Below are 18,966 nucleotides of genomic sequence, written 5' to 3' on the forward strand. Positions count from 1 at the left end.
CGACGCATCGAAGTGCGGGACGAGAGGATGAATACGTCGATGCGACTGAAGACCCCCATCCTGATTTTCACGGCGGTCGTCGTGGCGGCGCTCAGTGCAGCCGGCGTCGTGGGCTATGCCCAGCAGATGCAGCCGGCCCAGTCGCAGCCGATGCCGCTGCAGCCGGCCACGCCCGCGCCGGCCAAGAAGCCCGCCGCCGCCGCGAAGCCGCAGCCGCACAAGCAGCGCCCGCAGGAAGCACCGACGCTGCCGTCGGCCGCGGCATCTGTTTCGCCGCAGCAGGCGGGCCAGCAACCGACCGTGTTCGACGAGCACGCGCGGCAGGGCAACATCGTGACCTGCGCCAATCTGTTCGGGACGCTCGGCCGCGGCCTCGCGATGAACTCCAACTACACCGCGCAGTCGCAGTGGGACGCCAAGGCCGGCAATTCGCATTCGGTGCAGTCGCTGGTCGCGCTCGCATCTAACCAGCCCAGCCAGACCACGCCCGCCGCCAATCAGCAGGCCGCCGGCATCGTGTTTGCCGCGCCGGTCGGATCGTCCTGCGAAGGCAATCTGGTGCGGGTGACGCCGCGGACGGAGAATTGCTCGACGGTTGCCGCCGAGCTCGCCAAAATCAACGGACAGACCGGCTCGCTCGGTGATCTCGCGACGATGGCGCTGCCGAACGGCGCGCAGGTGGTGCTGATTCCGTTAGGCAATTCTTGCGTCGCGGTGACCGCGCTGCGGGTCGCCGGGTAGCGCTGCTGCTCAACCCGGTCGACCCGTGCCGTCGCCGGTCAGCCCGGCTGGCCGCGCCGCGTCGGTCCGGCCGATCTCACCAATGACGCCAGCGATGATGCCAGCGCGGGTAGCCGCCGCGATAATAGGCGTATGCCGGGCGCACCACGTGACGATAGCGGTAGCCGTAATAGGCCGGCCGGTATCCGCTATAATATGTCGTGGTGTAGCCGCCGCCCCAACGATAGGGCGCAGCGTAATAGCCGTCATCATAGGCATAGCCGCCGCCGTAATAGGCGGGCGAATAGCCGTAACCGTAGCCGGGGTAGCCGTAACCATAGCCATAGCCCGGATAGCCGTAGGCTGACGAGGCGAGGCCGCCGACGACTGCGCCGGCAATCAATCCGCCTGCGAGCGCGGGACCCCACCCCCACCCGCCGTGTCCCCACCGTGCTTCGGCGGGCGCCGGGGCTGCGATGGCGCTCACCCCAAGCGCACCGACTGTTGCAAGAACAAGCCCTGTCTTCCTCATGGGATCCTCCTCGATGATGATTGCCCAGCCGGTCAACGGGGTAGGGGGGCATTGGTTGCGAATGGCGGCGTCTGCAACGAACCCGGGCCTGCAACAGGCCTGGCTGGCGAGGTGGGCGCAGTGGTGCTGCCGTTGACGGCGAAGCAAATGTTCAAAGCCGAACGGAACCTGTTCCGATCTTCCGCCGGTCGCAGCGGATGATGATCCGCGCGAGCTCGCTGAACATCGACGTGACGGCGAACCCACGCTTCATTTCAAAACGGGAAAGCGCGGCCATCGGTTCCTGAAGGATGATCGCGCGGCAGTTCCCTTGGCGCGAAATGTCGCGCGAAATGTCGCGTCGCGCCGGCATCTAGGAACGGTGCGGGCGGCGACGCTGTTTTCTCACAGTTCACCGGTGAAAAGCGCGCACGGCTGTGCCGCGTCCTCGCCGGCTTTGTTGGAATGCGGCCGCGGTGCGGAGCGTGCCGGCCATTGGTGCCGGCTTCGCAATTCGGGTAGCCGCCAAACTCCAGGAGGAATCGGTAATGCAGAGCAAGATCATGAAGAGCAAATTTCTGCTGACGACGGCTGTACTGTTGGCCGGCGTCAGTCTCGCATCGGCGCAGGGCATGCGCGAGGGCGGCGGCGGTGGCAGCGTGGGTGGCGGCGGAAGCGTCGGCGCGGGCGGCGGCGGTGGTGAACACGGCCGATCCGCAGGCCCGTCGGGCGGTAGTTCCGGCGGCGCAATGCATGGCAGTCCCGGGGCGTCTCGAAGCGAAGGCATGACGGCCGGCCGCGGCCAGGGCGGCGCACGAGAGAGCGGTCGGGCTGAGAGCGGTCGGGCTGAAGGTCAAATGGGCCGCGGTGCGGCCGAGCGCAGCCAGACCACCGGCCGGGCCCGCGAGAGCGGCCGCGCCGAGCAGGGTCAGCGCAGCCAGAGCAAGCAGGAGCAGACCGTCGGCCAGAGCCGAAACCAGCGCGAGCAGATGGGCCGATCTGAATCCCGCGAACGCGGCAGCGCCACGACGCGGCAAAGCCAGCAGCAGCAGGAGAATCGCGCCAACACCGCGAACCGCGGCCAGGGCACCACGACCGGCCAAGGGACGGCTCAGGACAAGGCTCAAGGCAAAACTCAAGGCAAGGCGGACACGACAACCGGCCAGAGCAGGACCACGGGCCAAGCAAAGGGCGCGAACACGACCACCGGCCAAGGCACAACGGCGGCCCCGAATACGCGAGCCGGCCAGACCACGGGCGCGGCCGCTCCGCAGTCCGGTACGACGCAAAACCGGATGAACTCCGGACAGACCACCGGTCAGGCGCAGGGACAAACCGGGACAACCGCTCAGACCCAGGCCCAGTCGAACGCCACGGTCCAGACCGAGGCCGGGCGCACCGTGACCGCGCAGCAGCAGAGCACGATCCAGCGCTCGGTGCTGTCGGCGCGTAACGCCCCGCGCGTCAATGTCAGCACGATCAACTTCGCGGTCAATCCGGGCGTGGTGGTGCCGCGGAGGTTCAACGTGGTGTCGGTCGCCGCCTTCCCGGCGCTGATCGATGCGTTCCCGTATTATCGCGACGACAGCTTCTTCGTCGTCGAGGATGAGGTCGTATTCCTCGATCGCGAGCGCCGTGTCGTCGACGTGGTCCCGGTCGGACCGCGGACGCGCTTCAGCCATCGCGGCGGCGGTGGTGGCGGTAGCGTTGCGATGATGGACCTGAACCCGCAGCAGATCCGCGAGGTGCAGCAGGTGCTGATCGACCGCGGCCTGCTGGTCGGCGAGGCCGACGGCGTATTGGGATCGCGGACTCGCGAGGCGCTGATCACCTTCCAGCGTCGAGAAGGCATCACGACCAGCGGCAGCGTCGACACGCGCACGGTGACCGCACTCGGCCTGTCCGATCGGATCGGTCAGGGCGCGGGCGCGTCGTCGACGGTCGGCCAGAGCCGCACCCAGCAGAACACGACTGGACAGACGACTGGTCAGACCAACAACGCGCCGCAGAACCAGTCGACCGGCCAGACCGGCGCTCAGCAGCCTGCCCAGCAGAATACGATCGGGCAGACCACGGGTCAGGCGAACTCGCCGCAGAACCAGTCGACAACCGGCCAGAGCGGAAATCAGCCGTCCGCTCAGCAGCAGGCTCCGCAGCAGAATACGACGGGCCAGGCTGCACCGCAGAACCAGTCGACCGTCGGTCAGGGCAGCGGCAACCAGCCAAATGCCGGCCGGGATGCGCAGCCCAGCCAGCCCAACCAGAACAACAATCCGCCGTCGTCAGGCCCAGGCCAAAGCCCGCAGACGCCGGCGCAAAACTCCGATCGGAAATAGGATCCTTGGACAGGAGCCCCGCTGCAGAGCGGGGCCCTTTTTTTTGATCTTGCGATCAGCCTTTCACGTCGGACTTCGGCACCAGGCCGAACCGGCCGTGCAGCCCGCGCCAGAGGCCGGCGCACAGAATGCTCAGAAGCTTGCGCATCGAACTCCCCTCGACATCAGCCATCGTGTGATCCTGCTGACGTCGGTGGCGAGAGGACAGAGCCAATTCTGAGCAGGTCTGCGCAATCTTTAAGCAAGGCGCCGTCGCTGCGGCGCAGTGCGTGCGAAAAAATCTCATGAGATTCAATTGCCGGTCGGCTGGCACGCCTCGTGCATCAATGGCGTCGAGTTGGCCGCTAGGGTTCCGATCTTGCCGAGCAAGATGCTGGTCCGAGAGCAGCCGCTTGCGGGGGAGACATCCCCGCAGGTGCACGGCGGGATAAAAGCCCGGGAGACCTCGTCAGCCAAGGGATTGGCGGAGCGATGGTCTTTTCGCCAGTCCCTTTTTGTGAAATTTCGCAAGAGGGATCGGCAATGAACAAATTCGTTTTCTTCCTTCGCTCTGTTGTCATCGGCTGCGCGGTCGTGCTGGCGGCTGCGCCTGCGGCCGACGCCGCGCCGAAGAAAAGCTTCAAGGTCGCCTGGTCGATCTATGTCGGGTGGATGCCGTGGGGTTATGCGGCCGACACCGGCATCGTCAAGAAATGGGCCGATAAATACGGCATCGCGATCGAGGTCAAGCAGTTCAACGATTACGTCGAATCGATCAACCAGTACACCGCCGGCGGCTATGACGCCGTCACCATCACCAACATGGACGCACTGTCGATTCCGGCAGCCGGCGGCGTCGACACGACAGCGGTCGTGATGGGCGATTTCTCCAACGGCAATGATGCCGTGATCCTGAAGAACAAGGCCGATCTCGCCGCGATCAAGGGCCAGACGGTCAACCTGGTCGAGTTCTCGGTGTCGCATTATCTGCTGGCGCGCGCGCTCGAGACCAGCAAGCTGAGCGAGAAGGACGTCAAGGTCGTCAACACCTCCGACGCCGATATCGCGGCCGCCTATAAGACGCCTGACGTCAGCGCGGTGGTGACCTGGAATCCGATCGTGACGGAAATCCTCGGCTCGCCCGATGCGAAGAAGGTGTTCGATTCCTCGCAGATCCCCGGCGAGATCATGGACCTGATGGTGGTGAACACCGCGGTCGCCAAGGACAATCCGGATTTCGCCAAGGCGCTGGTCGGCATCTGGTACGAGACGCTGTCGAAAATGACGGCGAACGATCCTGCCGCGAAGGCCGCCAAGGAAGCGATGGCCAAGGCCTCCGGCACCGACCTTGCTGGCTTCGACAGCCAGCTCTCGACCACAAAACTGTTCGACAAGGCGACCGATGCCGAAGCCTTCACGCGCAGCCAGACGGTCGGCGTGACCATGGATCGCGTGCGCAAGTTCCTGTTCGAGAAGGACCTGCTCGGCAAGGGCGCGAAGTCGGCCGACGCGGTCGGCATCGAACTCGCCGACAAGTCGGTGCTCGGCGACAAGTCGAACGTCAAGCTGCGCTTCGACCCGACTTACATGGACGAAGCCGCCAAGGGCAAGCTGTGACCATGTAGTGCCGCATCAGGCAGGAGCCGACCATGCGACTTGTGAACATACGGCCGGGACGGCAGACGCGGTTCTATCTGCTCGCGCTGCCGTTCGTATTGGTCGCAATCGCGTACTTCGCCGGCTCCAGCGCGCGGCTCGCGCAGAACCCGAACGACAAGCTGCTGCCGGCGCTACCGAGCATGGTGCAGGCGGTCAAGCAGATGGCGTTCGAGGTTGACCCACGCACCGGCGGCTATCTGATGGCCTCCGACACCGTCGCCAGCCTGGGGCGGCTGGGCTCGGCGCTGGCGATCTCGACGGTGGCGGCCCTGGTGCTCGGCATCGTGATCGGGCTGTTGCCGGGCGCCAATGCCATGCTCGGTCCATTCGTGTCGGTGACCTCGATGGTGCCGCCGCTGGCGCTGCTGCCGATCCTGTTCATCGTGATGGGGCTCGGGGAGAATTCCAAGATCGCGCTGATCGTGATCGGGACGTTGCCCTGCATGATCCGCGATCTCGCCATGAAGGTGCAGGAGCTGCCGCGCGAGCAGATCGTCAAGGCACAGACGCTCGGCGCCTCGACCTGGCAGATCGCGCTACGCGTCGCGATGCCGCAAACCCTGCCGCGGCTGATCGACGTGCTGCGCCTGCAGCTCGGGCCGGCGTGGCTGTTCCTGATCGCAGCCGAGGCGATCGCATCCGATTCCGGGCTCGGCTACCGGATCTTCCTGGTCCGCCGTTATCTCGCGATGGACGTCATCATCCCGTACGTCGCCTGGATCACGCTGCTGGCGTTCCTGATCGATGTCGGCCTGCGCGTCACGCAGCGGAAACTATTTCCGTGGTTTGCCTCGGTGAGGGCGGAATGAGCGCGATCCGTTTCGACGACGTGTGGAAGGAATATGGCGACCATATCGTGCTCGAGCGCATCACGATGGAGGTCGAGCCGCGCGCCTTCATCGCGCTGGTCGGCCCGTCCGGCTGCGGCAAGACCACGCTGCTCCGCATGCTGCTCGGCGAGGAGCAGCCCACCCGCGGGCAGATCCTGGTCGACGGCAAGCCGTTGCCCGGCGAGCCGGACGCCGATCGCGGCGTCGTGTTTCAGCGCTACTCGGTGTTTCCGCATCTGACCGTGCTGCAGAACGTCATGCTCGGCCGCGAACTGCGCGACGCCAAATTCACCGGCCGGCTGTTCGGCGCCGCGCGCCGCGCCGCCACTGACGAAGCGATGAAGCTGCTCGCTGAGGTCGGGCTCGCCGGCCAGGAGGGCAAATATCCGTCGGCGCTGTCGGGCGGCATGCAGCAGCGGCTCGCGCTGGCACAGGCGATCATGCGCGGCCCGAAGATCCTGCTGCTCGACGAGCCGTTCGGCGCGCTAGATCCCGGCATACGCGCCGACATCCATCTCTTGATGAAGCGGCTCTGGAACGAGACCCATCTGACGGTCGTGATGGTGACGCATGACCTCAGCGAAGCCTTCGGACTCGCGACGCGCGTGATCGCGCTGGAGCGGCAGCGCAACCGGCCTGAGGAGCGCGACCGCTACGGCGCCACGGTGTCGCGCGACCTCGAGATCTTTCCGCGCCGCAGCGCGGAGCTGCGGTCGTCAGTTCAACCAGCTCCGACCGGGACGACCCGGTCAGGCAAGGAGCATCAGCCGGGACGGCCCGGCGCTCTCGTCTTGAAGGAGCAACCATGATCCTGTCAGAGGAACAAAAGGCCGAGATCGCCGCGCATACCCGGCGGTATAACGAGCTGAAGGCGGCGGGGCAGGAGCACGCGCCGCGGGCACTGCCGGCGCCGACTGCGCGCGACACCGCGCCGATCGACGCCGACACGGTCATTCACCGTGAGACGATCCCGTCCGGCTGGTACTGGACCACCCGGCTGAACCGCGGCGATACGCTACGCATCGTCAATACGTCGGGGACGTCGACCGTCAGCCTGCTCGCCTGGAACAGCGCCGACACCACCGAGCGGCTCAACCACGCCGACACCATCAAGGTGCAGTGGGCGGCGCGGCTGCAGAAGGGCCGGGTGCTGCTGTCCGACATGGGGCGCGCGCTGCTCGGCATCACCGAGGACAGCGGCGCCGCGCATGATGCTGTGGTCGGCGGCTCGACCGCGGCGACCAACGTGGCCAAATACGGCGAAGGCAATTTCCGCAACACACGTGACAATTTCATTCTCGCCGCGGCCAAGCTTGGCCTTGATCGCCGCGACGTCCATCCCTGCGTCAGCTTCTTCGCACCGGTCGCGATCGACGCCGACGGCAAGTTTGTCTGGTCGGAGCAGCGGCGGCAGAAGGGCGATTTCGTCGATCTGCGCGCGGAGATGGGCCTTCTGATCGCGCTGTCGAACTGCCCGCATCCGCTCGATCCCGCGAAAGCCTATCCGCAGGCGGGCGTGGAGATCGTGCGCTACCGCGCGGCCGCGCCGGCGGCCGACGATCTGTGCCGGACCGCCACCGCGGAAGCGGTCCGCGCCTACGAGAACAACGCGCTGTATCTCGGCGAAACCCTGGAAGGAGCCGTGCGATGACTGTTCAATCTGTTCGCACCGGCGGCCGCATCGTTCTCGATGTCGAAATTCCCGCGCGCAAGCCGTGGTCGGCGATCATCCGCAAGGGGCAGACGCTGCGGATCACCGATAGCCATGGCCAGCAGGCGGTCGACACGCTGTTCTATTGCGCCGGTGATTTCGGCGAGCGCTACAGCGGCCAGGATACGCTGTGCGCGCAGGGCTCGGCCTATGTCGGGCTGGGCACCAGGATCATGTCCAACGAAGGTCGCGTGATGCTGCGCGTGACGGCAGACAGTTGCGGCCTGCACGACACCTCGGCGGGTGCCTGCTCCTGCGAAAGCAACACCGTGCGGTTCGGGCACCAGACCCGCTACCAGCACGCCTGCCGCGAGAATTTCGTGATTGAAGCCGCGAAATACGGCATGTCGAAGCGCGACATCGTGCCGAATCTCAACTTCTTCATGAACGTGCCGATCGGTCCCGTCGGCAATTTCACCGTGGTCGATGGCGTCTCCAAGCCGGGCGACGCCATCGAGCTGGTCGCCGAGATGGACGTGCTGTGCCTGATCTCGAACTGTCCGCAGATCAACAACCCCTGCAACGGATTCTTTCCGACGCCGGTTCAGGTGACGATCTTCGACGTCGCGATCGTCGAGCCGGAGGCGTGAGGCATGTTCAGCAAGGTCCTGATTGCCAACCGCGGCGAGATCGCCGGGCGGATCGGCAGAACATTGCGCCGCATGGGCATCGGCTCGGTGGCGGTCTATTCCGACGCCGACCGCTTCACCCGGCCGGTGCTCGACGCCGACGAGGCGGTGCGGATCGGTCCTGCGCCCGCCGCGGAGAGCTATCTCAATGTCGATGCGATCATGGCGGCGTGCCTCGCGACCGGTGCGCAGGCGGTGCATCCCGGCTACGGCTTCCTGTCGGAGAACCGCCGCTTTGCCGAGCGGCTCGCCGGGCACGGCATCAAATTCATCGGGCCGCGGCCGGAGCATCTCGACGCCTTCGGTCTCAAGCACAAGGCGCGGGAGATCGCCGAGCGCAGCGGCGTGCCATTGTTGCCGGGCTCCGGGCTGCTGGAGACCATCGACGAGGCGGTGCAGCAGGCCGAAGCGATCGGCTTCCCGGTGATGCTGAAGAGCACGGCGGGCGGTGGCGGCATCGGGATGCAGCTGTGCCACGACATGGCGACGCTGCGCGAGCGTTTCGAATCGGTGCAACGCACCGCGCGGGCAAGCTTCGGCGATGCCCGGGTCTATCTCGAACGGTTCGTCGCCCGGGCCCGCCATATCGAGTTGCAGATCTTCGGCAACGGCAAGGGCGACGTGGTCGCGCTCGGCGAACGCGATTGCTCGCTGCAGCGGCGCAACCAGAAGGTCTTTGAGGAGACGCCTGCGCCGGGACTGTCGGCCGACATCCGCCGGCGGCTGCATGCGGCCGCGGTGTCGCTCGGCAAGGCCGTGTCGTACGAGTCCGCCGGCACGGTGGAGTTCATCTACGACGTCGAGCGTGAGGATTTCTACTTCCTCGAGGTGAACACCCGTCTCCAAGTCGAGCATCCCGTTACCGAGCAGGTCACCGGCGTCGACCTCGTCGAATGGATGATCCGGCAGGCGGCCGGCGACGACGTGCTCGGCCAGGCGGGCGCGCTCGCCCCAAAGGGCGCGGCGATCGAGGTGCGGCTCTATGCCGAGAACCCGGGTGCCGGCTTCCGGCCGAGCGCGGGCCGGCTGACGCAGGTCAGCTTTTCGCCGGATGCGCGGATCGACGGCTGGATCGAGACCGGCACCGAAGTGTCGCCGTTCTACGATCCGATGCTGGCCAAGATCATCGTCTCGGCCGAGACGCGCGAGGCCGCGATCTCGCGGCTTTCGAAGGCGCTGGACCATACGGTCGTAGCCGGCATCGAGACCAATCTGGACTATCTGCGCGCCATTGCAGCCTCCGACGTGTTCCGCGGCGGCCAGGTGGCAACGAGTGTGCTCGGCGCCTTCGCCTATCGCCCGCGCACCATCGACGTCGTCGCGCCGGGGGCGCAGAGCGGGGTGCAGGAATTGCCCGGCCGCCTGCATCTCTGGCATGTCGGCGTGCCGCCGAGCGGGCCGATGGACGAGCGATCGTTTCGCCTCGCCAATCGCGTGGTTGGAAATCCGGAAGTAGCGACGGCGCTGGAGCTGACGGTCAACGGACCGACCTTGCGCTTCAACACCGACGCGATCGTCGCGCTCTCGGGCGCGCGGATGAAGGCGTCGCTCGACGGTGCCGATGTCGCTTATGACGAGCCGGTCACGGTGCGCGCCGGCCAGACGCTTGCGATCGGCAGCATCAAGGGGCCGGGCCAGCGCAGCTATCTCGCCGTGCGCGGCGGCATCGACGTGCCCCAGATTCTCGGGTCGCGGGCGGTGTTTGCGCTCGGCGCCTTCGGCGGCCATGCGACGGGCTCGCTGAAGGCCGGCGACGTCCTGCATATCGGCGCCGAGCGGCCGGGCCTTGTCGCGCCGCGGCGCGCCGCGGAGGACGAGCGGCCACAGCTCACATCGGCCTGGCAGATTGGCGTCGTCTATGGCCCGCACGGCGCGCCGGACTTCTTCCTCGATGAGGATATCGAGACGCTGTTCGCGGCGAACTATGAGGTGCACTTCAACAGCGCCCGCACCGGCGTGCGGCTGATCGGGCCGAAGCCGCGCTGGGCCCGCGCCGATGGCGGCGAAGCCGGGCTGCATCCGTCGAACATCCATGACAACGCCTATGCCGTCGGCTCGATCGACTTCACCGGCGACATGCCGATCATTCTGGGGCCCGACGGACCGAGCCTCGGCGGCTTCGTCTGTCCGGCCGTCGTCGCCCGCGACGAGCTCTGGAAGGTTGGCCAGCTCAGGCCCGGCGACACCGTCCGCTTCGTGCCGGTCAAACGCGACGATCCGGTTGCCGGCCCCACGGTGCTGCGCGCGCCCGAACTTGGATCGGCGATCGTCGGTCGCAATGATGACGGCCCGATCCCGGTGGTCTATCGCCGCGCCGGCGACGACAATCTCCTGGTCGAATATGGCCCGATGGAGCTCGACATCGCGCTGCGGCTGCGCGTGCATGTGCTGGCGCAGGCGCTGGAGGAGGCGAAGCTCGGCGGCCTGATCGATCTGACGCCCGGCATCCGCTCGCTGCAGATCCATTATGACGGCACAGCGTTGTCGCGCGGAAAATTGCTCGACGTGCTCAAGCGGATCGAGCGCGAATTGCCGCCGGTCGACGCGATGCGGGTGCCGAGCCGCACCGTGCATCTGCCACTGTCGTGGCGCGATCCGGAGGCCGAGCTTGCGATGCGCAAATATCAGGAGCTGGTGCGCGTGGATGCGCCGTGGTGTCCGTCGAATGTCGGGTTCATCCGGCGCATCAATGGCCTCGCCGGCGAGGACGATGTCCGCCGCATCGTGTTCGACGCCGACTATTTCGTGCTCGGCCTCGGCGACGTCTATCTCGGCGCGCCGGTGGCAACCCCGCTCGACCGCGCGGCATCGGCTGGTGACCACGAAGTACAACCCGGCGCGGACCTGGACGCCCGAGAACGCGGTCGGCATCGGCGGCGCTTATATGTGCATCTACGGCATGGAGGGGCCGGGCGGCTATCAGCTGTTCGGCCGCACCGTCCAGGTCTGGAACACCTGGCGCACCACGCGGGTGTTTGCATCAGGCCATCCCTGGCTGCTGCGGTTCTTCGACAAGATCCGCTTCTTCCCGGTCGGTGCCGACGAGCTCCTGGACGCACGCGCTGCATTCCCGCACGGGCAGTACGACATCAGGATCGAAGAGGGCGAATTCTCCTACGCCGACTACGCCAAGTCGCTGGCCGAGACGCAGCCGTCGATCGCCGCGTTCAAGGCAACGCAGCAGGCAGCGTTCGACGCCGAGCGCCAGCGCTGGCGCGAGATGAAGCTCGACGAGGCGCCGGCGGAATCGGTCGATGCGAGCGTCGCCGCGACCGGTATTCCCGATGGTCAGCTGGGGGCCTTCTCGGAAGTGCCCGGCAACATCTGGAAGATCCTGGTCGAGGAGGGCGCCGAGGTCGCAGCCGGCGACACTCTCGCGATCATCGAGTCCATGAAGATGGAGATTTCGGTGCTCTCGCCCGCGGCAGGCCGTATCGCGTCGGTGCCGGTGAAGCCCGGCCAGACGCTGCGCGCGGGCGATGTCGTGGCGTTGCTCCGGCCGGGCTAGCGCGGCTACACGGCCGCGCTAGTCCTTGGGATCGGCCGGTGGGACGGGCGGAGAGGGCGTCTCGCCCTCTTTCTCCGGCCGCTGCCGGCCTTGATGATCGGTTGACGCGTTTTGCCTTAGCATCCGATCGATCTTCATCCTTACGCGGCGTGCCGCCAGCAATCCCAGGACCGCCTGGACCGTTCCTGAGAAGTTGCGATTGCCGATGGAAAACGAGTAACGCCAGGTGCCGGCGGCCTCGCCTTCAATGATCATGTAATGAATTGAACGATGAATGCCGCTATGCTGGGCACGTGTTTCTCCAACCACGACCTAGCTCATATGGCTGTTCGCTTCGGCGCCAATCGCCTGTCCCAGCGAATTTGCATGCTTGACCAAGCCCATCACGAGTTCGCCCCTGCGCGGGCCCATTGGAAGCCGACTGCCGTCGTTTAAGGCAGAAATGGAGTGGCCGCGAAGCAATCGGCTAGATGATTTGTGTCCGTTGCGTCTTGTGATCCTGGGTCTTTAAATTGCGAGATGGTGTCAGCGGATGCCCCGAACCCATGAGCTCGTTTGACATAGGTCAAAATACGATTCCGGAAGCTCCCGACGCTGAGCCACGAACACAGTTCGGTGCCGAATGAAAACCGCCACACGCCTTGCAAGCGCCTTGCCGTCGATACCGAGCTCTGCCGGGGGGATCGCGCGTCTCACATGTGCCCGGCTGCGGGATGCGCAGGTTGATCCGGCCCCGATCGTGTCGGCTGCAGGCCTGGCAATCGACGACGTCGAGGACCGCAAGCGCCGGATCGATGCGCGAGCGCAGGTCAGGCTGCTCGAACTCGCCGCAAGGGAATTGCAGGACGACTGCTTCGGACTCCATCTGGCTCAAGGCTTCGAGTTGGGCGAGATCGGGCTTCTGTACTACGTCATGGCTTCATCGGAGCATCTCGTTGACGCCTTGCGAATCGGCGGACGCTACTGCTCGATCAACAACGAGGGCGTGCGGTTGCGGAGCTCTCTGGATCGCGGCTTCGCCATCGGGTTCGAATATGTCAACATCGATCGGTCGTCGGATCGTCACCATGCGGAGTTCTGGCTGGTTACGCTGATCCGTATTTGCCGCGCACTGACTGACGGCAGGCTGGTGCCGAAGCAAATCAAGCTGAGGCACGCCAGACGAGAAACGCCGTTGGATGTTCGATCTCTTCTCGGATGCGAGATCGAATTTGCAGCGGACAGGGACGAGCTCTTGTTTCCGTCCCGGATCGGCGCATTGCCTGTCGTCGGTGCGGATTTGCATCTCAACAGGATGCTGCTTCAATATGCCGACGAAGCGCTTCGTAACCGGGCACCAAGACGAAGCAGCTTGCGGTCTCGCGTCGAAGGACACATCGCCCATTTGCTTCCGCACGGCAAAGCCAATGCCGAGGCGGTCGCGCGTCGTCTTGGCATGAGCCGGAGAACTCTCGCTCGAGCATTGTCATCGGAAGGGGCGGACTTTTCAGACGTTCTCAAGGCGTTTCGAATTGCCCTTGCCCGCCATTACCTCGAAGATGAGGAGCTGCCCATTTCCAAGATCGCATGGCTATTGGGCTACAGCGAGGTCTCTTCCTTCACACATGCGTTCGTCCGCTGGACCGGCCTCACGCCGAGGGCCTATCGCAGTTCGAATGGCGGTCGGTGATGGGCTGACACGAGGTATCAAGTAGCTGGCACAGACTAGCAAGACCTGGCGGATCGTCCTCCGCTAGGGCAGTTCCATGCGGTCGAACCTCCTTTCCCAACTCGCGTGTCGCTGTCGCCGCGCTTCGGCCGAGGCCTTCGGCCCGATGACCAGAGACGACTGGCTATTCCTGGTTTCGATAATTTGTTTCCACAGTCTCTTGGTCGCGCTGGTCTGGGTCGTGTTCGCGAACTGACTTATGGCGCTGCTACGCCGACGTTTGATTGCTTTGTCGATCCGCCGCTGCCCGCCTACACCTCGAGCCATTCCTCGCGAACGGCCGCATTGCTCTTGAGCTGGTCGGGTGTGCCTTCGAACACGACGCGGCCGTGGCCCATGATGTAGACCCGGTTCGAGATCTTCATCGCGATCGACAGCTTCTGCTCGACCAGGAGAATGGCGACGCCGGCCTTGGCGATCCGGGCGATCAGCTCGCCGACCTGCTGCACGATCAGCGGCGCCAGCCCTTCGGTCGGCTCGTCGATCATCATCAGTTCGGGGTCGCCGAGCAGCGTGCGGCAGGTGGTCAGCATCTGCTTCTCGCCGCCCGACAGCACGCCCGCCGGCGTGTCGGCGCGCGCGGCGAGGTTCGGAAACATGTCGAGCATCTCCTGCAGCCGCCACTTGCCGGGGCGGCGCGGGTCCTTGATGCCGAGGATCAGGTTCTGGCGCACCGTCAGCCCCGGGAAGATGTCGCGATGTTCGGGCACATAACCGAGCCCGAGGCGGGCGATCTTGTGGCTCGGCAGGCCCGCAATGTCCTGGCCCTTGAAGCGGATGGTGCCCTGCGGCGGCACCTCGCCCATGATCGCCTTGACGGTGGTGGAGCGGCCGACGCCGTTGCGCCCGAGCAGGCTCACGACCTCGCCGGCCGCGATGTCGAGATCGACGCCCTGCAGGATGTGGCTCTTGCCGTAATAGGCGTGAAGATTCCTGACCTCGAGCATCAGTCGACCTCCTCGCCGAGATAGGCTTCCTTGACCTTCGGATTGCCGCGGATCTCCTCGGGCGTGCCGGAGGCGATGATGTGGCCGTAGACCAAGACCGAGATGCGGTCGGCGAGGCCGAACACCACGCTCATGTCGTGCTCGACGATGACGAGCGTGCGCCCTTCGGTGAGGCGGCGGATCAGTGCGACGGCGCGCTCGGTCTCGGCATGGCTCATGCCCGCGGTCGGCTCGTCCAGCATGATGACGCTGGCGCCGCCCGCGATCGTGATGCCGATCTCCAGCTCGCGCTGCTCGGCATAGGTCAAGAGTCCCGCCGGCACGTCGCGGCGATGGCTGAGATGGATGTCGTCGAGGATCTGCGCGGTGCGCTGCTTCACCTCGGGCAGATTGTCGACGTTCTTCCAGAACGCGTAGCGGTGGCCGGTCGCCCACAGCACGGCGCAGCGGACGTTCTCCCACACCGTCATGCGGGCGAACACGTTGGTGACCTGGAACGAGCGCGACAGCCCGCGCCGGTTGATCTCGAACGGCCGCAAGCCCGAGGTCACCTCGCCGTTGAGGCGGATCTCGCCCGAGGTCGGCTTGATGTGGCCGCTGATCAGGTTGAACGTCGTCGACTTGCCGGCGCCGTTGGGGCCGATGATGGCGTGACGCTCGCCCTTGGCGACGCTCAGATTGAGGTCGCGGATGATGGCGACATTGCCGAAGCTCTTCTCGACGGCGTTGACTTGGATGGCTGCGGTCATGCGAGATACCCCCGGTCACGGGCCACCGTCGCGGCGCGATCCCAGGCTTCCGCAACGCGCCGCCAGGTGATGCGCGCGACCAGGAAGCCGCCGACGAGCAGGACTGCCGCAGCGACCCAGGTCGTCGGCGCGGTGGCGACAAACGGGATGCCGAGCAGGTTGATCGCGTCGCCGCCCGAGAAGCGCGCGACGGTCTCGATGGTCAGGATGATACCGAGCGCCAGCGCCAGCGTCGGGATCGCCGCGACCAGGTAGGACGGGATCACGGAACCAAGCGTTCCGGCGCGGATCAGCGGACGGTGCTTCATCAGGATGCCGGCGATGCCGCCGGGCGCGAACATCACGATCCCGATGAAGATGATGCCGAAATAGAGCTGCCAGACCGAGGTGACGCTGGTCAGCCCAAGCTGCAGATAGGTCACCAGGATGGCGCCGAGGATCGGACCGAAGAAATAGGCGGTGCCTCCGATGAACGCGGAGAACAGCACGAGGCCCGATTGCGTCGCGCCGAGATAGGCCGAGTTGGCGATCTCGAAGTTGATCGCGGTCAGCCCGCCGGCGATGCCGGCAAAGAAGCCGGCGAACATGTAGGCGAGATAGCGCACCACATGCGGATCGTAGCCGATGAACTCGACGCGCTCCGGATTGTCGCGCACCGCGTTGCAGATCCGCCCGAGCGGCGTGCGGGTCAGCGCGTACATCGCGATCGCCGAGACCATCACCCAGAACGCGATCAGGTAGTAGACCTGGATCTGCGGTCCGAAGGTCCAGCCGAACATCGGCATCAGCGAGGTGCGGTCGGTGGTGATGCCGGACTCGCCGCCGAACACGCTGCGCAGGATCAGCGACGACGAGGCGACCAGTTCGCCGATGCCGAGCGAGATCATCGCGAACACGGTGCCGGCGCGCTTGGTCATCACCCAGCCGACGAGGAGGGCGAATGCCATGCCGCCGATGCCGCCGACCAGCGGGATCACCGGCAGCGGGATCGGCCAGTTGTGGCTCGCGACCGCGTTCATGACGTGCACGGCGAGGAAGCCGCCGAGGCCGTACTGCACCGCGTGTCCGAACGACAGCAGCCCGGTCTGGCCGAGCAGGATGTTGTAGGACAGCGCGAAGATGATCGCGATGCCGATCAGGCAGAACGAGGTCAGCGAGCCGCCGGCGCCGAACACCAGCGGCAGCACGACCAGCGCGATGGCTGCGAGCAGCCAGATGGCATAGAAGCTCAGGGCGCTGCCGGGCTCCTGCTTGGCCGCAGCGATGGAGGGCGTGGAAGCGTTGGTCATGACTCGCGCGTCCCCAACAGGCCCATGGGGCGGAAGATCAGGACCAGCACCAGCAGCACATAGGGCAGGATCGGCGCGATCTGCGCGATCGTGACGTTCCAGATGTCGGTGAGCGGCGAGGGGCCGAGGCTCGGATCGAGCGGGCCGAACACGCTGGCGAGCGACCCGTTCAGCGCGACCGCGAAGGTCTGGATCAAGCCGATCAACAGCGAAGCGATGAAGGCGCCGGGCAGCGAGCCGAGGCCGCCGAACACGATGACGACGAACAGGATCGGGCCGAGCAGCGCGGCCATGTCGGACTGTGTCACCAGCGAGGGACCGGCGATGACGCCGGCAAGGCCGGCGAGCGCGCTGCCGACGCCGAACACCAGCATGAACACGCGTCCGACATTGTGGCCGAGATGGCCGACCATGCTCGGATGGGTCAGCGCGGCCTGCACGATCAGGCCGACGCGCGTCTTCTTCAGCGTCACCAGCAGCGCGATGAAGATCACAACCGACACGACAAGCATGAAGATCTTGTAGGCCGGGTAATTGGTGGAGAACACGGTGAAGGCGGGGAAGTCGAGCGCCGCCGGAACGCGGTAGTCGACCGGGCTCTTGCCCCAGATCATCGAGACGATCTCTTCGATCGCGAACGCAAGTCCGAAGGTCAGCAGCAGTTCGGCGACATGGCCGTGCTTGTGGGTGTTGCGCAGGCCGTAGCGCTCGACCGCCATGCCGACCGCGCCGACCAGCAGCGGCGCCAGCACCAGGGCCGGCCAGAATCCGATCCAGCGGGTGAGCTGAAAGCCGAAAAACGCGCCGAGCATGTAGAAGCTGGCATGCGCGAAGTTCAGCACGCCCATCATGCTGAAGATGACGGTGAGCCCGCTGGACAACAGGAACAGCAGCATGCCGAACAGGACGCCGTTGAGCGTCGAGATGACGATCAGCTCAGCCACGGCGCACTCGCTTGAGACTGGAACGGTTCACGTGATCAAAGACCTGTCGCTGAAATGAACTGCTTGTCATTCCGGGATGGTGCGCAAGCACCAGACCCGGAATCTCGAGATTCCGGGTTCGATGCTTGCGCATCGCCCCGGAATGACTGAGACGGCCGATCAGGGCCGCTTCATGTTGCAGGTGGTCGGAAGCATCGTCTGCGCGGTGTCGATCTTGGACACGATGCGCCAGCCCCAGCCGGTGTTTTCCTCGTCGAACGGCTCCTTGGTCTTGTCGGCCAGCGAGCCGAACGAGGAGATGTAGATCGGCTGGAAGAATTGGTGGTCATCCTTGCGGATGAAGCCTTCACCGCCGTCGAACACTTCGAACTTCATGCCTTCGAGCGCGGCCGCGACCTTCACCGGATCGATCGAATTGGCCTTCTCGGCGGCCGCCTTGAACATCCGCATCTCGTTGACCGCGCGCGGATACCACACGGAAATGCCGGTCTTGGCGCGGAAGTCCTTCTCGAAATCCATCGCCGCCTTGTTGCCGGAGTTCGGGACGCCTTCGCTGATCTGGAACACCTGGCTTTCGAGGCCGGCCTGCTTGATCGCGGTCGGTCCACCGGCGCCGCCGGCATAATAGGTGTACCAGTTGACCTTGAGGCCGGCGTCGGCCGCCGCCTTCAGCAGCAGCGCGAAGTCCTGGCCCCAGTTGCCGGTTACGACGGTGTCGGCGCCGGACGCCTTGATCTTGGCGATGTAGGGCGAGAAGTCGGTGACCTTGAGCATCGGGTGCAGCTCGTCGCCGACGACCTGGATATCCGGCCGCTTTTCGCCCAGCATCTTGCGCGCCGTTGATCGCACCGACTGGCCGAACGAATAGTCCATGTTGATCAGATAGACCTTCTTGATGGACGGCTGGCCCTTCATGTAGTTGGTCAGCGCTTCCATCTTGATGTCCGAGTTCGCATCCCAGCGGAAATGCCAGTAGCTGCACTTCTCGTTGGTCATCGCCGGATCGACCGCGGCGTAGTTGAAGTAGAGCACTTCCTTGCCGGGGTTGCGCGAATTGTGCTTGGTGACGAAGTCTTCCAGCGCCGCGCCGACCGACGAGCCGTTGCCCTGGGTGATGTAGTGGACGCCGGCGTCGACCGCCTTCTGCGCCTGCACCAGGCTTTCCTGCGGATTGGTCTTGTTGTCGAGCGGCACGATCTCGACCTTGTGGCCGAGGATGCCGCCCTTGGCGTTCAACTCGTCGGCGAGATACTGAAACGTCTTCAGGCCGCCTTCGCCAACGCTGGCGCCGCCGCCGGAGAGCGGATCGATATAGCCGATCTTGATGGATTCCTGCGCGGACGCCGCGCCTCCCAACACCGTCAGCGCTGCCGCGGCGGCAACGATCAGCCTATGCATCCTGCGTTCTCCCTTGCTCGTGTTTCTTGATCTTTAGCGATCGAGGCC

General features: G+C 65.5%; 16 protein-coding genes, 1 pseudogene and 1 riboswitch. Of the genes and pseudogenes, 9 read left to right on the forward strand and 8 right to left on the reverse strand.

The features are described 5' to 3' along the window. Positions 1 to 39: 39 nt before the first annotated feature. Entirely contained in the window at positions 40 to 741 is a 702-nt protein-coding gene (locus tag ACVWYP_RS11065; RefSeq protein ID WP_304498646.1) for a hypothetical protein, read from the forward strand. A 76-nt stretch (positions 742 to 817) separates the two neighbouring features. On the opposite strand, the gene ACVWYP_RS11070 is transcribed toward ACVWYP_RS11065, so the two are convergent. After that, a complete protein-coding gene (locus ACVWYP_RS11070; RefSeq protein WP_028341331.1) occupies positions 818 to 1,252 on the reverse strand; it encodes a hypothetical protein in 435 nt (144 codons plus the stop codon). A gap of 151 nt (positions 1,253 to 1,403) precedes the next feature. Continuing rightward, positions 1,404 to 1,529, reverse strand: coding sequence for a hypothetical protein (locus tag ACVWYP_RS11075; protein ID WP_276325852.1), 126 nt, complete (start codon positions 1,527 to 1,529; stop codon positions 1,404 to 1,406). Positions 1,530 to 1,794: 265 nt separating this feature from the next. Here ACVWYP_RS11075 and ACVWYP_RS11080 point away from each other — a divergent pair, with 265 nt between their 5' ends. The 7 genes and pseudogenes from ACVWYP_RS11080 to uca all read left to right on the forward strand — a co-directional run bounded on the left by ACVWYP_RS11080 (position 1,795) and on the right by uca (position 11,883). Continuing rightward, positions 1,795 to 3,567: a peptidoglycan-binding protein gene (locus ACVWYP_RS11080; RefSeq protein ID WP_453946173.1), complete on the forward strand. Its 1,773-nt coding sequence runs from the start codon at positions 1,795 to 1,797 to the stop codon at positions 3,565 to 3,567. A gap of 333 nt (positions 3,568 to 3,900) precedes the next feature. Beyond that, a riboswitch (guanidine-I (ykkC/yxkD leader) is annotated at positions 3,901 to 4,011 on the forward strand. Between the two features lie 78 nt (positions 4,012 to 4,089). After that, positions 4,090 to 5,163, forward strand: coding sequence for a putative urea ABC transporter substrate-binding protein (locus tag ACVWYP_RS11085; RefSeq protein ID WP_304498650.1), 1,074 nt, complete (start codon positions 4,090 to 4,092; stop codon positions 5,161 to 5,163). Positions 5,164 to 5,195: 32 nt separating this feature from the next. Continuing rightward, a complete protein-coding gene (locus ACVWYP_RS11090; RefSeq protein WP_304498651.1) occupies positions 5,196 to 6,014 on the forward strand; it encodes an ABC transporter permease in 819 nt (272 codons plus the stop codon). After that, positions 6,011 to 6,844: an ABC transporter ATP-binding protein gene (locus ACVWYP_RS11095; RefSeq protein WP_304498652.1), complete on the forward strand. Its 834-nt coding sequence runs from the start codon at positions 6,011 to 6,013 to the stop codon at positions 6,842 to 6,844. Before ACVWYP_RS11090 ends, ACVWYP_RS11095 begins: the two co-directional genes overlap by 4 nt. Beyond that, positions 6,841 to 7,686 (forward strand): urea amidolyase associated protein UAAP1, encoded by an 846-nt coding sequence (locus tag ACVWYP_RS11100; protein WP_304498653.1) that lies wholly within the window; start codon positions 6,841 to 6,843, stop codon positions 7,684 to 7,686. The genes ACVWYP_RS11095 and ACVWYP_RS11100 overlap by 4 nt, the downstream gene beginning before the upstream one ends. After that, positions 7,683 to 8,336: an urea amidolyase associated protein UAAP2 gene (locus tag ACVWYP_RS11105; RefSeq protein ID WP_304498654.1), complete on the forward strand. Its 654-nt coding sequence runs from the start codon at positions 7,683 to 7,685 to the stop codon at positions 8,334 to 8,336. Before ACVWYP_RS11100 ends, ACVWYP_RS11105 begins: the two co-directional genes overlap by 4 nt. A gap of 3 nt (positions 8,337 to 8,339) precedes the next feature. After that, positions 8,340 to 11,883 (forward strand): annotated as a pseudogene (gene uca / locus ACVWYP_RS11110) (urea carboxylase). Between the two features lie 18 nt (positions 11,884 to 11,901). Here uca and ACVWYP_RS11115 read toward each other — a convergent pair. Next, positions 11,902 to 12,192: a hypothetical protein gene (locus ACVWYP_RS11115; protein WP_304498656.1), complete on the reverse strand. Its 291-nt coding sequence runs from the start codon at positions 12,190 to 12,192 to the stop codon at positions 11,902 to 11,904. 313 nt (positions 12,193 to 12,505) lie between these two features. On the opposite strand from ACVWYP_RS11115, the gene ACVWYP_RS11120 reads away from it, so the two are divergent. Beyond that, on the forward strand, positions 12,506 to 13,552 hold the full coding sequence (locus tag ACVWYP_RS11120) for an AraC family transcriptional regulator (protein ID WP_304498657.1): 1,047 nt from the start codon (positions 12,506 to 12,508) through the stop codon (positions 13,550 to 13,552). Between the two features lie 290 nt (positions 13,553 to 13,842). Here the strand turns inward: ACVWYP_RS11120 and ACVWYP_RS11125 are convergent, their stop codons facing one another. The 5 genes from ACVWYP_RS11125 to ACVWYP_RS11145 form a co-directional block, all read right to left on the reverse strand. Continuing rightward, positions 13,843 to 14,538, reverse strand: coding sequence for an ABC transporter ATP-binding protein (locus tag ACVWYP_RS11125; protein ID WP_016847028.1), 696 nt, complete (start codon positions 14,536 to 14,538; stop codon positions 13,843 to 13,845). Then, positions 14,538 to 15,287 (reverse strand): ABC transporter ATP-binding protein, encoded by a 750-nt coding sequence (locus ACVWYP_RS11130; protein ID WP_028332917.1) that lies wholly within the window; start codon positions 15,285 to 15,287, stop codon positions 14,538 to 14,540. Before ACVWYP_RS11130 ends, ACVWYP_RS11125 begins: the two co-directional genes overlap by 1 nt. After that, the gene (locus ACVWYP_RS11135) at positions 15,284 to 16,576 is read right to left on the reverse strand and encodes a branched-chain amino acid ABC transporter permease (protein WP_304498658.1); all 1,293 of its coding nucleotides are present in this window, start codon (positions 16,574 to 16,576) and stop codon (positions 15,284 to 15,286) included. Before ACVWYP_RS11135 ends, ACVWYP_RS11130 begins: the two co-directional genes overlap by 4 nt. After that, positions 16,573 to 17,520 carry a branched-chain amino acid ABC transporter permease gene (locus ACVWYP_RS11140; RefSeq protein ID WP_137476931.1) on the reverse strand — a complete coding sequence of 316 codons (948 nt, stop codon included), beginning with the start codon at positions 17,518 to 17,520 and terminating at the stop codon, positions 16,573 to 16,575. The genes ACVWYP_RS11135 and ACVWYP_RS11140 overlap by 4 nt, the downstream gene beginning before the upstream one ends. A 159-nt stretch (positions 17,521 to 17,679) precedes the next feature. Continuing rightward, complete coding sequence (locus tag ACVWYP_RS11145) at positions 17,680 to 18,918, reverse strand: branched-chain amino acid ABC transporter substrate-binding protein (protein WP_028341314.1); 1,239 nt, start codon at positions 18,916 to 18,918, stop codon at positions 17,680 to 17,682. Positions 18,919 to 18,966: the final 48 nt, after the last annotated feature.

This window comes from Bradyrhizobium sp. USDA 3262 (genome assembly GCF_054060035.1).

Coding starts and splice junctions, on each gene's coding strand:
- ACVWYP_RS11125 (WP_016847028.1), bottom strand. CDS start 14,538: ATGCTCGAGGTCAGGAATCTTCACGCCTATTACGGCAAGAGCCACATC.
- ACVWYP_RS11100 (WP_304498653.1), top strand. CDS start 6,841: ATGATCCTGTCAGAGGAACAAAAGGCCGAGATCGCCGCGCATACCCGG.
- ACVWYP_RS11145 (WP_028341314.1), bottom strand. CDS start 18,918: ATGCATAGGCTGATCGTTGCCGCCGCGGCAGCGCTGACGGTGTTGGGA.
- ACVWYP_RS11070 (WP_028341331.1), bottom strand. CDS start 1,252: ATGAGGAAGACAGGGCTTGTTCTTGCAACAGTCGGTGCGCTTGGGGTG.
- ACVWYP_RS11105 (WP_304498654.1), top strand. CDS start 7,683: ATGACTGTTCAATCTGTTCGCACCGGCGGCCGCATCGTTCTCGATGTC.
- ACVWYP_RS11075 (WP_276325852.1), bottom strand. CDS start 1,529: ATGGCCGCGCTTTCCCGTTTTGAAATGAAGCGTGGGTTCGCCGTCACG.
- ACVWYP_RS11135 (WP_304498658.1), bottom strand. CDS start 16,576: ATGACCAACGCTTCCACGCCCTCCATCGCTGCGGCCAAGCAGGAGCCC.
- ACVWYP_RS11080 (WP_453946173.1), top strand. CDS start 1,795: ATGAAGAGCAAATTTCTGCTGACGACGGCTGTACTGTTGGCCGGCGTC.
- ACVWYP_RS11065 (WP_304498646.1), top strand. CDS start 40: ATGCGACTGAAGACCCCCATCCTGATTTTCACGGCGGTCGTCGTGGCG.
- ACVWYP_RS11085 (WP_304498650.1), top strand. CDS start 4,090: ATGAACAAATTCGTTTTCTTCCTTCGCTCTGTTGTCATCGGCTGCGCG.
- ACVWYP_RS11090 (WP_304498651.1), top strand. CDS start 5,196: ATGCGACTTGTGAACATACGGCCGGGACGGCAGACGCGGTTCTATCTG.
- ACVWYP_RS11120 (WP_304498657.1), top strand. CDS start 12,506: ATGAAAACCGCCACACGCCTTGCAAGCGCCTTGCCGTCGATACCGAGC.
- ACVWYP_RS11130 (WP_028332917.1), bottom strand. CDS start 15,287: ATGACCGCAGCCATCCAAGTCAACGCCGTCGAGAAGAGCTTCGGCAAT.
- ACVWYP_RS11095 (WP_304498652.1), top strand. CDS start 6,011: ATGAGCGCGATCCGTTTCGACGACGTGTGGAAGGAATATGGCGACCAT.